General features: G+C 48.7%; 12 protein-coding genes. 9 read left to right on the forward strand and 3 right to left on the reverse strand.

The window, feature by feature from the left end:
- Positions 1-195 precede the first annotated feature (195 nt).
- The 5 genes from ACZ50P_RS14905 (at position 196) to lspA (ending at position 6,520) form a co-directional block, all read left to right on the forward strand.
- Positions 196-1,515, forward strand: coding sequence for a radical SAM protein (locus ACZ50P_RS14905; RefSeq protein WP_464132072.1), 1,320 nt, complete (start codon positions 196-198; stop codon positions 1,513-1,515).
- 234 nt (positions 1,516-1,749) lie between these two features.
- On the forward strand, positions 1,750-3,540 hold the full coding sequence (locus ACZ50P_RS14910; protein WP_464132074.1) for an ATP-binding protein: 1,791 nt from the start codon (positions 1,750-1,752) through the stop codon (positions 3,538-3,540).
- On the forward strand, positions 3,533-5,056 hold the full coding sequence (locus tag ACZ50P_RS14915) for a sigma-54-dependent transcriptional regulator (RefSeq protein ID WP_464118525.1): 1,524 nt from the start codon (positions 3,533-3,535) through the stop codon (positions 5,054-5,056). The genes ACZ50P_RS14910 and ACZ50P_RS14915 overlap by 8 nt, the downstream gene beginning before the upstream one ends.
- 327 nt (positions 5,057-5,383) lie before the next feature.
- Positions 5,384-5,944: a hypothetical protein gene (locus ACZ50P_RS14920; protein WP_464132076.1), complete on the forward strand. Its 561-nt coding sequence runs from the start codon at positions 5,384-5,386 to the stop codon at positions 5,942-5,944.
- A 60-nt stretch (positions 5,945-6,004) separates the two neighbouring features.
- Positions 6,005-6,520, forward strand: a complete 516-nt coding sequence (gene lspA, locus ACZ50P_RS14925; protein ID WP_464132078.1) for a signal peptidase II — start codon at positions 6,005-6,007, stop codon at positions 6,518-6,520.
- A 9-nt stretch (positions 6,521-6,529) separates the two neighbouring features.
- Here lspA and ACZ50P_RS14930 read toward each other — a convergent pair whose 3' ends face one another.
- The gene (locus ACZ50P_RS14930; protein WP_464132080.1) at positions 6,530-7,060 is read right to left on the reverse strand and encodes a response regulator transcription factor; all 531 of its coding nucleotides are present in this window, start codon (positions 7,058-7,060) and stop codon (positions 6,530-6,532) included.
- Position 7,061: 1 nt separating this feature from the next.
- Entirely contained in the window at positions 7,062-8,282 is a 1,221-nt protein-coding gene (locus tag ACZ50P_RS14935) for a sensor histidine kinase (RefSeq protein ID WP_464132081.1), read from the reverse strand.
- A gap of 263 nt (positions 8,283-8,545) precedes the next feature.
- Between ACZ50P_RS14935 and ACZ50P_RS14940 the strand changes: the two genes are divergently transcribed.
- The 4 genes from ACZ50P_RS14940 to ACZ50P_RS14955 are packed head-to-tail and all read left to right on the forward strand — an operon-like array spanning position 8,546 to position 11,879.
- The gene (locus ACZ50P_RS14940) at positions 8,546-9,619 is read left to right on the forward strand and encodes an outer membrane beta-barrel protein (protein ID WP_464132083.1); all 1,074 of its coding nucleotides are present in this window, start codon (positions 8,546-8,548) and stop codon (positions 9,617-9,619) included.
- 9 nt (positions 9,620-9,628) lie between these two features.
- The gene (locus ACZ50P_RS14945; RefSeq protein ID WP_464118532.1) at positions 9,629-10,504 is read left to right on the forward strand and encodes a metal ABC transporter substrate-binding protein; all 876 of its coding nucleotides are present in this window, start codon (positions 9,629-9,631) and stop codon (positions 10,502-10,504) included.
- Positions 10,501-11,070: an ATP-binding cassette domain-containing protein gene (locus ACZ50P_RS14950; RefSeq protein WP_464132085.1), complete on the forward strand. Its 570-nt coding sequence runs from the start codon at positions 10,501-10,503 to the stop codon at positions 11,068-11,070. The genes ACZ50P_RS14945 and ACZ50P_RS14950 overlap by 4 nt, the downstream gene beginning before the upstream one ends.
- Entirely contained in the window at positions 11,067-11,879 is an 813-nt protein-coding gene (locus ACZ50P_RS14955) for a metal ABC transporter permease (protein WP_464118535.1), read from the forward strand. Before ACZ50P_RS14950 ends, ACZ50P_RS14955 begins: the two co-directional genes overlap by 4 nt.
- On the opposite strand, the gene ACZ50P_RS14960 is transcribed toward ACZ50P_RS14955, so the two are convergent.
- On the reverse strand, positions 11,864-13,291 hold the full coding sequence (locus ACZ50P_RS14960; protein WP_464132087.1) for a cyclic nucleotide-binding domain-containing protein: 1,428 nt from the start codon (positions 13,289-13,291) through the stop codon (positions 11,864-11,866). The genes ACZ50P_RS14955 and ACZ50P_RS14960 overlap by 16 nt on opposite strands.
- Between the last annotated feature and the right edge of the window lie 35 nt (positions 13,292-13,326).

Here is a 13,326-nt window from a genome sequence, read left to right on the forward strand (position 1 = left end):
TTTCTCCGATTTTTCGGCCTTGTTGAACCTCTTTCTAATCATGAAGTAGTTACAAATCGCACCACCCGTCTGGCCAAAACCAGCCCATAGGCAACCCTAAGTATATGTTTTTACGTTATATTTTACATCGACTGAGGGTCTCAACTTGGCCCATTCATTGCACACTGGAAGGGGGTAGAGACAAAGGGTCACCAGATGATTATGAGAAGACACAAAGACATTGTAGCGTTCAAAGCCGGCGCAAGTGCACCGATTGCTTTCCATGCGCGCAATCTCGAGGTCGCTCAGATTTCCCCGGAAGCCTGGAACTCCATGGCTCCTTCCACCTTTTCAAATCCTTTTTCCGTCAATATGGAAGCTACCGAAACGGGTGTGGAACCGACCGCTCTGCTTTCTTTGGAAGACTGGCACCAGGAGAATAGCTCGGAGGCTTATACAAAGTCGTTCGGCAATACGGTTAAAACCCTGACTTTGAATGTAACCCAGATTTGCAACCTGCACTGTTCTTACTGTGCTGCTGGTGGCGATGGTACTTATGGCGACCCCGTGGCCAAAATCTCTTTGGAAAAAACACTGCCTCAGCTGAGCTACTTCATCAACAAGCTCAAAGCAAACGAATCTTTCTCGATCATCTTTCTGGGCGGTGAGCCCCTGTTGTACCCAGATGCTCTTAAGCATATCGCTGACTATGCCAAACAACTTTGCCTTGAGAAAAGTGTCACTTCCTCCTTCTCTGTGATCACGAACGGCACTCTCATAAATGAGAAGGTTCTGGATATTCTTTGTTCCATAAAAGCACACGTAACCATCAGCATTGATGGAGCACCGGAAGAGCACGACAAAGCTCGTCCTCAGAAGAACGGTCAGGGGTCTGCGGAACAAGCCTACAAGGGACTTGAGGCCCTTTTGTCACGCAAAGGAGATTTGGGTGAAATTCTTGTTCACTCGGTCTTCAGTAGACAGAACCTTGAAGTTGAAAAAGCATACAAATATTTGTCCCAATTTCCCGTGGATAAATTTGAATTCACATTTGACGTGACTGAGGCGGACGCGGCGGCCAATCAGAAATTCATCGCTGAGATGTCCAAAGTGGCCGAAATCGCCTTTGCCAAAGGTGGTGAGTCAGCGCTTCGTAGGATTTCGATGTTCAACGCCTACTTTGATGCGCTGGATTCACAAAGAAGAACTGAAAATTATTGCGGAACAGGCAAATCATTGCTGAGCATTGATTCCAACAACAAGATTTTCGCCTGCCCCCTGGATGTAGGGCATCGCCAAGAGCAGGTCGGAGAGGGTTCCAGCCTAAATTCTGAAGCCCTGGGTGATCTCAGCCAGAGCTTGGTTGAGAAGAACAACTGCCAAACCTGCTGGGCTCGATTCCTGTGTGGTGGCGGCTGCCTGTTCGTTCACAAGTCATTAACTGGAAATAAACATAAAAAACATGTGAGCTTCTGCGAAAGAACTAGAAGCTTGATAGCCCTGTCACTTTTGTATTATGAAAGAAGCAGAGGCTAGGAAGGACTAACCATGACAGAGAAAAAACACATCAAAAAGGTTACGCCGAAGAAGCCTGTCCCCCCAACCAGTAAAGGCCCTGGTGGCGGCAGTGGTGGCGGTTGCGTTCCTCTCGGCACATAATCTCAGGCTGAAGTCATTATGTCATTACCTCCATCTCTTGATGAGAAGTCAGGCCTGAGTCAAGGCCTTCGACGACATACCACATTGGCATTGAAGCTCCTTTTTGCTTCAATGATGACTTTTGCTTTGTCCCAACTGAATCTCGACTATATCGAAAGCCTCTTCTATGATCTCCGGTTTCGCACGAAGCCGACATCCAGCACCTCAGACAATATCCAGCTTGTACTATTCGACACCAAATCCAGCGGCGAACTAAAAAGCAGCATGCGTGCTGAGCACTTACTAAATGCTCTTGAAAACATTAAATCATATAACCCCCGCTACATACTCTTGGACCTTCCACTGGAGGAGCTGGAAGGTTCGGAGAAAGCTAAGAAGGAACTGGCACAGGTTGCCTCTTCGATTGATGGCCTATTCCTTCTGACCAACAATCTGGCAGTTAAGGGTGAGTCATCTCTCCCACGCTTGAATGCCCCCTACGAAAAGATCCCCCTGGCATCAGGACCAAAAACCTCTGACTCCAAGATTTTTGCCCAAGATAATGTTACGCGCCGGATGTTGCTGGCTTATCAGGGAATCCCCCTGATCCACACAGAAGTAGCCCGGCACTTCAACCCAGAAGTAACAGCTCTTTCCAACATCAAAGGCCAGTTTGAATTTGCGGGCTCCTCGCAGGTCTTCATCGACTTCCATCCGACCGGAACCTATCCAAAGACGTCCTTTGTGGATCTTTTGCGCTCAAAAGATGCGGCGGGCCCTATGGGCGGTAAAATAGTTATCGTCGGGAATGACACGGGTTTGGATTCCCGGGACTACATTCTTACTCCTTACTCTCGTGAAATTACCGCAATGACGACGGCCGAAATGCACGCCAACATGCTGGATACGGTTATCCGCAATTCCGCTATCAAGAAAAACTCTAAATGGATCAACATCCTACTGGTCTTTCTTATTTCTCTGCTGACTCTTCATGTGGTCCTGACTGTCAAACCCGTCCGTGGCTTGATTATTCTGGGCACCACTCTGCTGGGCTATTGTACTCTAAGCTATCTTGCCTTCTGGCTGTTCTCGTACTGGATATCCATGGGGACTCCGCTTTTGGCAGTAATCCTCTGCTACTACTTCTTCATCCCCTATCGCCTGATCGTCGAAAACCGCCGCAGTTGGGAGTACTACCAGAAGAATAAACTGCTCAGCCAGGTGGAAGAACTTAAAACCAACTTCATTTCGATGATGTCGCATGACTTGAAAACGCCGATTGCGCGAATTCAGGGAATGACGGACGTGATCCTGTCTGACAATGTCGCCCTAAGCGCTCAGCAGCGCGAGGCCGTCGACACGATCAAACATTCCTCTGACGACCTTTTGAAGTTTATCAATGCGATTCTGAGCTATGGGCGTATCGAAAGCCAGGGTGTACAGCTGAACTTGCAAAGCAAGGACATCAACAACCTGCTTCAGGAAGTCATTCGCAAGCACGAATTCCTTGCAAAAGTGAAACGCATCCAGATCGTGTCTGAACTGGAGCCGATGTTCCCTGTTCCCGTGGACCCTGAACTGATGAAGCAGGTCTTCTCGAACCTGGTTGAAAACGCCATCAAATACAGCCCGGAAGACACGAAAATCATGGTCAGCAGCGAAGAGACCGACACCAAGGTCATCGTTCAAGTGGCCGATCAGGGACCGGGCATCCCACAGGATGAATTGCAGAATATCTTTATGAAGTTCTTCAGATCCAAAAACGTCAAATCCTCCCCGATCAAAGGGTCTGGATTGGGCCTGTATCTGGCGAAATACTTCACGGAGCTTCACCGGGGAAGCATTTTTGTAGAATCTTCCCATGGTAATGGCTCCACATTTACGGTAGAACTACCCATCGAACAAGGGGGCACTCATGCTTAAGGTTTTGGTTGTAGACGATGATCAGGGCTTAAGACTTTCGGTAAAGTCCGCACTTTCGGTCACTCAGCGTTTCGAAGTTGATGAGGCTTTCGATGGCGTCAATGCCATGGAAAAAATCAAAGCTGGCGACAAGAAGTATGACGTGGTGATCCTGGACGTGGACATGCCTCGCATGAACGGTTTGGAAACCCTTCGCCAGATCAAAGAACTTGATCCGGGCACAATTGTCCTGATTATGACGGCGCATGCGACCCTGAACGACGCCATCCAGGCCGTTAAAGATGGTGCCTTCAACTATCTGCAAAAACCGGTGGCTGGTGAAGACCTGATTGCCCTGATCGACAAAGCCGTTAATGCACACACCCTGATTTCCAATATCGCAGCCTCCGCCCCTGTTATGGTTGAAGAAGGCCGAAAAATCATCGGTCACACTTCGCAAATGCAAAAAGTCTTCAACATTATCCATCGTCTGGCTAAGGTTGACACTCCCGTTCTGATCCGAGGGGCTTCCGGTACGGGTAAAGAGCTGGTTGCCAAAGCGATTCACTTCAACTCGGCCCGCAAAGACGAAAAGTTCGTTGCCATCAACTGCTCTGCCATTCCTGAAAATCTGTTTGAATCTGAACTCTTCGGTCACGAAAAAGGTTCGTTCACAGGGGCAGATCAACGCAAAATCGGTAAATTCCAGTTTGCCGAAGGCGGCACCCTGTTCCTGGATGAAGTCGGCGATATGCCACAACTGATGCAGGTCAAGATCCTGCGTGTGCTTCAGGAAAAACTGTTCACTCCCGTGGGTTCCAACCGTGAATTCCCAACCAATGTTCGCATCATCGCTGCGACCAACCGTCCGTTGGAAGAAATGATCAAAGCGGGCACTTTCCGTGAAGATTTATTCTATCGCCTGAACGTTGTACCTATATTCCTGCCAGCCTTGGCGGAACGTAAGGACGACATGGAACACATGGTGAACATCTTTATCCGCAAGTTCAATCAGGCTCACGGTAAACGCATCAATGGAATTGCCCCGGATGCGATGGCGGTTTTGAAGAAACATTCCTGGCCCGGAAATATCCGTGAACTTGAAAACGTGATCGAACACGCTTTCGTTCTGGAGATGACCAACATCATCACGATTGCTTCTTTGCCGGAAGCGTTGTTGATGGCGACAGGCACGAACCTGATCGACATCCCGCCTGTTCAGGAAACAGCGCAGACGGTGGCAGCAGCAGGTCTTGGTTCTGTGGCTCAAGCCCATGCGACCTTGGGTGATGACGAAGATGGTGACATGGGTCTGGATGCGGATGATCTGGAAGATGGCGAGATCGTGCCGTACTCTGGTGAAAACCTGGATTTCAATGCGCAGAAAGAAGCCTTTGAAAAAGAATTTATCATCAAGGCATTGAAAACCTTCCGCGGTCGCATCAATCAAACAGCATTGCATGCGAACATCCCGAAGAAAACTCTTCTACGTAAGATCGAAAAGTACGGAATTGTCGCGAAAGACTATTCCAACTAGATTCACTTAAAAGCTGCCGGGACCTCTCGGCAGTTTTCTTTCTTCCAATGGCTGCCAAATGGGGTTTCGTGCGAAACACATTCACCCCGGAAAAAGGCGAATCTCATTGGCGTTCCGTTAAACACGAAAAAGTTGAAATCAAGAAAAAGTTTTTCAGAAACAGAGCCTTTCTGCGTCGCCTCTAGTTTTGTAATAGGCAGACAGGCCCCCTATCTAGAGATGCATATTTTTTGAGCACATAATGTTTGGAAATAGTGCCGAGTCTGCATTGACTCAAAGTTATGAACTCTGTAGTTTGGGCTCCCTCACCCGTGGAGTTTTTAATTAATGACCATGAATCCGTTGCCACCACAGGCATACACGAAAGAGACGATGCTCAAAGCCTACCAATGGCTTATGGTGCAGAACAGCTCTATCAAGGAGATGGCGACGACTCCGGACATTCTGGTCAGTTTGTATCTGAAAGCCACTCGCGACGGTGATCATTCTTTGGAAAGACCTTCCATACAGAATTTTAAAAATGAGCTGAAAAGTCTGGCAGGCATGATGGGCGAGCTCGACAGACCTGTCATGACGGCCGCCGCTGCTGCTGCCGTTCAGGCACAGCCAATGATGGCTCCGGCTCAACAGACGGTCATGACTCCCCATACTCCGGTCGCTCAACCGGCGCCTGCGGCGTCTTTGCCTGCCACACAAACCCATATGTCCTACACCGAAAAGACGCTGACCACGACATCCCACACGCAGGATCTGGTGGATCTGCTGGATTGTGGCTCCAAAGCCATGATTCAGGAAGTCAAAGCTGAATTCAATCTGAGTTCAGACCTTGAAGCCCTTCGTATGCTGATCAAAGTCGGCTACAGCCGTTCCAAGGCCCTTCTGAAGTAAACTTATATCTCTACGAAATCATTTAATATCCGACAGGAGTTGGGCTATACTGCCCCCCATATGAAGAACAAATATATCTGGCTTGTGCTTATTTCCGGCTTCTTGGTAGCCATGGATCAACTGGTGAAAGTGTACGTCCATACACATTTCCACCTGGGTGAGTCCGTGATCGTCATCCCGAATTTCTTCAACCTAACATATGTAAGAAACTTCGGCGCAGCCTTCGGCTTCCTGGCAGAAAGCCATCCTTCATTCCGTGAGATCTTCTTCCTATCCATGCCACCGATTGCTATGGTGATCATCCTGGGTATCTTGCGTGGAGTGAAAGACACTGACACGAAACAAATTATCGCTCTTTCCAGCATCTTTGGTGGCGCGATTGGAAACTACATCGACCGCGTGCGCTTCCGCTATGTGATCGACTTCCTGGATTTCCATCTTTACAACCGCTGGAGCTGGCCAGCGTTTAATATCGCGGACATGGCCATTGTCGGCGGAGTGGGACTTCTGCTGTTATTGATGTTCCTGGAAAATAAGAAAAAAGATAATAACGAAAAAGAAGAAGGCGCCACATAGGCGCCTTTTTTATTTGCGGGGAATGTTTTTGCGCAGCTTTCTTTGCAGGCTCTGACGATGCAGTCCCAGCTTCTTGGCAGCCTGAGTGATGTTGCCCTCAGAGCTTTGCAGAACATAGTCTATATATTCACGCTCCATGCGCGCCAACGAGATCTCTTCTTCCGGCAGTTCGGTGTCGCCGCCCTGATCGGAGAAGGCCCGCAGAATCATTTCCACGGTCACTGGCTTGGCGATAAAGTTGTGTGCGCCCAGTTGCATGGCCTTCACTGCCGAGGCCACACTGCCAAAGCCGCTCATCATGACGACTTTGACTTCCGGAAAGCGACTTTTAAGCTCTTTCAGAAAATCCAAACCGTTTTCACTGCCCACACGCAGATCCAGCAACGCCCAATCCAGATGTGGGACTTCAGCCCACTGTGGGGTTTCAGCAAAGGCCTTGACCTGAAAACCGCGCTCTTGCAGCTCTTCGGTCAGAACCTCACGGAGGCCTTTGTCGTCCTCCACAAGCAGAATAGTTTTCGCCGTGTGCAGCTGTTCCATATTATCTCTCCTCCAAAGGCAGACGGATTTGCGCCGTGACGCCTTTTCCAGAAGTGTTATTGGCAATCGTGAAATCGCCCCCCGAAGCCTGCGCCATCATCTGCGCGGAATAAATACCCAATCCGTTGCCCGCTTCTTTGCCTGTGACAAAGGGCTCTCCCAATCGCGACAAAATTTCCTCTGAAATTCCCGAACCTTTGTCGACCACCTCTAACACCGCCCAGGAATCCCTTTGATAAAGACGAACATACAAGATTGCTTCCGCTGCGGAGGCCTCCAAAGCGTTGTCCAAAAGATCAAACAGAGTCTGCGAAAATGCCAGCGTCTGCAAACGACAAGGCAAAGCGTCTGTCGTCAGATACGCTTCCACTTTAACCGCAGGATTCTCTTTTTCCCAGACCGCCACCAGATCTTTTACCAAGGTCTGCAACTCAACATGCTGCAGTTCGCTTTGTGATGAGCGGGAAAAGACAGAAGCCATGTGCTGAAAAACGTTTACACACTCATCCAGGGAACTCTGCGCCTTTTGCAATTCCTCCCGCGCCGACATCACATCGGTGTCCAGTTTGCGCAAACCTCTTTCCATTCGAAGTTTCAGGGAATTCATCGGAGTTGCCAACTGGTGCGAAAACCCCGCTGTCAGTGCGCCTAACGATTTCAGGCGATCCGCTTGATGTTGACGATCCTGCAGCAGGCGGATGCGACGCTCTTTCTTAGCCAGAAGTGCCGAGAAATAATGACTGACAAACCACGAAGCCGTGATCAACACCCACTGAGATAGAAACCGCAACGACAGTTCCGAAAAATCCACTCCCACTGTCTTTTGCGCATCCAGGTAAGTTTCGTACTGTAAAATAAGAAGCAAAAATAAAACAGAAGCCCCGAACAGGTAAGAGGCCTTCTTTCTTAAAAGCATTCCGCCAAGGAATGAATGAATGCAGAGAATACTGACAAACGGATTATTGGCAGAACCGCTCACAAACAGCAGTCCCACCGCCGCCAGCAGATCCACCCACAAGTGCACCAACACGTGCTTTTGACTGTATTCTTCTTTCTTCGGCCAAATGCCCTGCCCCAGTACATTCAAAATTCCCAGCAGCACAAGCACAGCAATGATGTACGGAAAATGACGCTTGTCCAAATAGCCCCACTGCAAAAGTGGGATGGTTCCAAGCAACAAACAGACAATGGCAATCCAGCGAAAACGAATCAATCCAGGCATGCCTTCTTGTAGCCGAGCCCACCGGGCTCCGCAACCGCAGACTCTGAAATGCAACGATTCGCTGCCCCCTCTCCGAAGCCCCCTCTCCGAAGCCCCCTCTGTTGCTTGTATATTCAGTTATTTCGAACACTTACAAATACACTGAGCTGAGTCTCTCTTCACCCTTACGTCTAAATGCAAATGTCTTGCATTTAAAAAGCGAGAATGCTACAAGCAGAATCAAGATCGAACACCAACATCTTTCCATCACAGGATGCTCACGAATGAAATATCTCATAGTTGTTTTTTCGCTTCTCACGTCTGTTCAAGCGCACTCTCAAGTTTTGCAGAACATGCAGTCAGCTGCTGCCCTCGACCTCGTCGCCCCTTTGCACTTCGAGGATTCTGCTGAAAACAAATTGGATGTCCGCTCGGCTGAACTGATTTTCTTCGGCCCACTTGATCCGACCTTTGATGCCACTTTGAACATCGCAGCTCACAGTGAGGAAGGCGAGTTCGTGGCAGAAGTACACGAGGCCTATATGGGCTCCAGTAAACTTATTCCTAACTCAAGATTCCGCGCGGGAAAATTCTTCCTGGGCGTTGGCAAACTGAATCAGACTCATCGACATGACTGGGCCTTTATCTCCGCTCCCCGCGTCCAATCGGACTTCTTTGGAGAAGAGGGTGTTGCCGACACAGGAGCCGAGTTTTCAACCCTATTGCCAACAGACGCCTATTGGGACATCACCGTCGGTGTGACCAACGGCTACACCTTTGGAACTCATGAACACCACGATGAGCCTGGTCACGAGGAAAGCGAAAGACCACACGTTCCCACCCACTATCTGCATGCTGTGAACTTCGTCGACATGGGTGAAAGAGGAGCTTTGCAGTGGGGCGCCAACTATCTTGGCAGAACCGATGCCGAAGAGCTAAAAACGCAGCTCTACGGGCTTGATTTTGTTTTTAAGAAGACAGAAGGCAAGACGACTCAATTGCTGGTTCAATCTGAAATCTGGTATCGCAACCAAAGTGGGCCAGGACATGAGACCAAGGAAGAAGTCGGTGCCTATGTGTTTCCACAAACAGCCCTTTCTGAAAGAATCTTCCTGGGTCTGCGTATGGACCTATTCTCAGAGCTCAACCGCACGTCACTGAGCGATGGCTCCAAACAGGGCAACTTAAACTATGCAGCGGTACCAACTTTGACTTTCAAAAACAGTGAATTCTCGTTGTTACGTGTTGCTTATACTTATGATAATCAGACTTATCAGGGTGAATCCGACACCATCAACCAAAAGCTTGAGCTCCAGTGGGTTGCCATTCTGGGCGCGCACCCGGCACACTCATTCTAAAGGATGACCATGAAGTATTTTATCTGCTCAATCATTATCAGCCTGGCCGTTGTCAGCGAAGCAAAAATCAAAGTCGTTACAACCACTCCGGATATTGCTGAAGTGGTTCGAGCCATCGGTCAGGATCAAGTGGAGGTTCAAAGCCTTCTCAGTGGATCTGAAGATCCCCACTTCGCGGAAGCGCGCCCGGATTATATCCTGAAGGTCAACCGCGCCGACGTTGTCTGCGCGATGGGCCTGGAACTTGAAATTGGCTGGCTTCCTAAAGTTCTTTCAAAATCTGGCAACGCGAAAGTCCAAGAGGGCGGCACTGGCTCTTGCTCTCTGGGCAAAACCGTGAAGCCCTTGGATATTCCCAAAGGCATCATTGATCGCTCTTTGGGTGATGTTCATGCCCACGGAAATCCGCATTTTAATCTGGATCCGATGAAGCTGGCAGAGGGAGGCCAGGAAGTTGTGCGCGTTCTTTCGACACTACTGCCCGCGCAGAAAGCTTTCTTTGAGAAGAATTATGATACGTTTAAAAAGAACATGTCAGATCTGCACGCCCAGGTGAGCAAAAGTCTTCCGAAGGTGAAAGTGATGGAATACCACAAAGAGTTTACTTACTTTTTCAGCTCTTATGGACTGCCATCCGCAGGGTCTCTTGAAGAAAAACCGGGAATGCCTCCTTCAGCAGCTCGCATGGCAATGGCAGCAAAACTAGCCAAAGAGCAAAATGTGAAAGTTCTGCTGGCGAGCCCTTCTGCGCCTCACAAGACACTGGAAAGATTCCAAGAGCTTTCGGGGGTCAAAGTGGTGACTGTTCCTTCCTATGTGCAAACCAAAGGTGAAGCAAAATCGATCGAAGCCCTTCAGAAAATTTTAGGAAACGCGATTCAATGAAGTCCTTGCTGCAAGTTGAAAAAGTCCGGGTTCTAAGCCCGGAGGGAAATTTTCTGTCCCCAGAGATCAGTTTTGATCTGGCGGAAGGTGAAGTGTTGCTTTTAAAAGGTGAAAACGGATCCGGGAAAACTTCTTTCCTGAAAACACTGCTGGGTCTGCACAAGCCTTATAAAGGATCTTACAAGTTTCACGTGCCCTTGCAGGATGTTCAGTATCTGCCGCAGTTGGGAAACTTGCACTTTCATCTGCCACTTACTTTACAGGATGTACTGGGCGCTGTTCCCTCAGATCAAGGACTGCTGAAGAATCTGGATCTGACTAAAAAATGGAACACCGCCAGCGGAGGAGAAAGACAAAAGATCCTTCTGACCTCCGCCCTTGCCAAAAAGCCGCGCCTGCTGATTCTGGATGAGCCTTTCAATCATGTTGATCAGGAGTCCGGACATATTCTGGAAGAGGCTTTAAGTTTTTTCCTCAATGAACACCCTCAAAGTTCTCTGATTCTGGTATCTCATCGCCCATTAAGTTCCGTCTGGAAAAACCTTCGCTCGTTGGAGATTCGATGAGCTCATTGCTTCCCCTTCTGCAAATCTACAAGTGGTCACTTCCCTCTTCGGTTTTTATGGCAGGTGTTCTGGCTCTGGTCGGCGCACAGTGGACGGCGCGCGAAAAAAGTGCGCAGATCTTTGTTTTGGGACAAGGAGCCTCCCTTGGGATTGTCCTGGGGCTTGTCATCAATATCCTTTTAGGAACTGACTTTCATGGTATCAGCCTGCTGATCGGGCTGTCCTTGGGATGGGTCACATTGTTACTGACAGATTTACTTATTAAATCGAAGTCCGACCGCAACCATATCTACCTGACCTTGTTCGTTTTCTTTTTGTCTTTGACCTACTTGGTCAGCTACATGACTCCGGCATTGGAAAGCCATATTGCCGCCTCTTACTTTGGTGATCTGGCCGTGATGAGTGACACCGGCGCCATTGGCTGCCTGTTGGCGGCCCTGGTTTTTGGATTCTATCTAATCACCAACTGGCACAAACTTTCTTTGCGCTCTTTTCAACTGGCCAATCACAGCGCCATACATAATAGCTGGAAGAATCATCTTTTTGACCTGGGAACCTTGCTGCTAACCACGATGGCCATTCAAAACATGGGCTATTTGTATACGATGGGAAGTCTTTTCATCGCAACTAGCTTCGCGGCCTCACGCAGCCGCAACTTGAAAGGTTATCTTTTAAGAATGTTGGTGATTGCTCTGGTAGGGAGCGGAGCTGGGTTTATCGTTTCTCTACAATCTACAAATCTGCCCACAGTGCCTTGTGTACTGCTGGGGCAGATGCTGATTGGATTACTGCTTTATACAAAGAAGTAATGGAAAGAAGGCTGGGCCTCACGCTTTTGTCCGTCAATGTTAAATAGACAGATCACTTCCGTGCGAACGCCTTTTTTTACGTTGAAGATGGTTAAATCCGCGTTTTCAATGATCTGATGCAGTCCACGACCCGCGCCACCTTTGCCAGCATTCATACTGCCGGCCTGACCGCTGTAACAGCTAATCAGATAATCGATAATAATATCCTTGGTCAGAGATCCAAATGGATCTTTGACCGCCACTGCCAACAACACTCCGTCACTGGCATAGCGCAACTGTGATTGCTGATGGGTGTCCAACTGTATTTCCTCTTTACGAGAAACATGGTTAAAGATGGACTTACCCTGCGAATCCACCGGAGCATCGTAGATGGCATTCATCAACATTTCTTCAACGACAGTATTCACCCGATCCAGGACCGTCGAACGCACACCCATCTTCTTGAAATAACCGTAAAGATCTTCTCGCAGCGCCTCGCGCTGATTGGAACAGGACACCCGTTTGCTTTGAACTTCCACTCCCCATGTCAGATACTTCTCGATTCCGAAAAGATCCTTGTTCAGAAGTTTCCCCAAAGCCGTCAGAATATACCTGATGGTGGTGTTGCGATCTTCCGCATCGCGAGACACGATATGATCCACATGACGATTTGTTTGCAGAATCTGCAGATTCCCCTGCACATCTTTGCTGGTCAGAAGCACGGAATAGTTGGCGGCCTTCTTATCATGAACCTCTTGAAGGATCTCAACACAGCCTTCCTCGCAAAGAACCAGATCATACTTGTTTTCCGCCAACAACTGGCGGGCACCCTCTGAATCATTGGCAATGTCCAGCTGAACACCAGTGCCACCCAAGGCCATGCGCACGGGAAGTTGCTGTTTTTTGTCGGGCTCCACCAAAAGAACACGACCACCGACTTTTTCAATTTTCTGCTGAGCCTCGTGAAGCTCACGATTCAGGATTTCAAAAAGTCGTGCTTTTTCATTGGTTTTGACCAGGCGCTCGGTCAGAACATTACAGTAGATTTGAAATAGAAGAGCTTGGAAACGATCTTTGTCTTTCGGATGAACGTGTGCAAAATCCTCGGTGCGAATGACGAAACATTCCACCGCCGTTAAGGCCCTCACCGTGGTCGAGGTTGGATTTTTTGTGATAACACTCATTTCGCCGAAGACTTCACCCGGGGTATCAAGTGTGGCAATCACCTCAGAGGCCAAAGAAACTTCCACTTTGCCTGTTCGCAAAAAGAATAAGGAACTGTTTGTTAATCCCTCTTGCAGAAGCATGGTTCCAGCTGCAAATGATTCGGTATGAATCATGACAGAGGTTTGCAAAAGCAAATCATCCGTAAAGGATTTGAAGAAAGAGAAATCCCGAATTTCTTTGGCAATTTCAGCCGGATGCAATTTCATATAGGAACTATTATGTATTTAGTTACAGGCCCTTG

This window comes from Bdellovibrio sp. CKG001 (assembly GCF_055397465.1).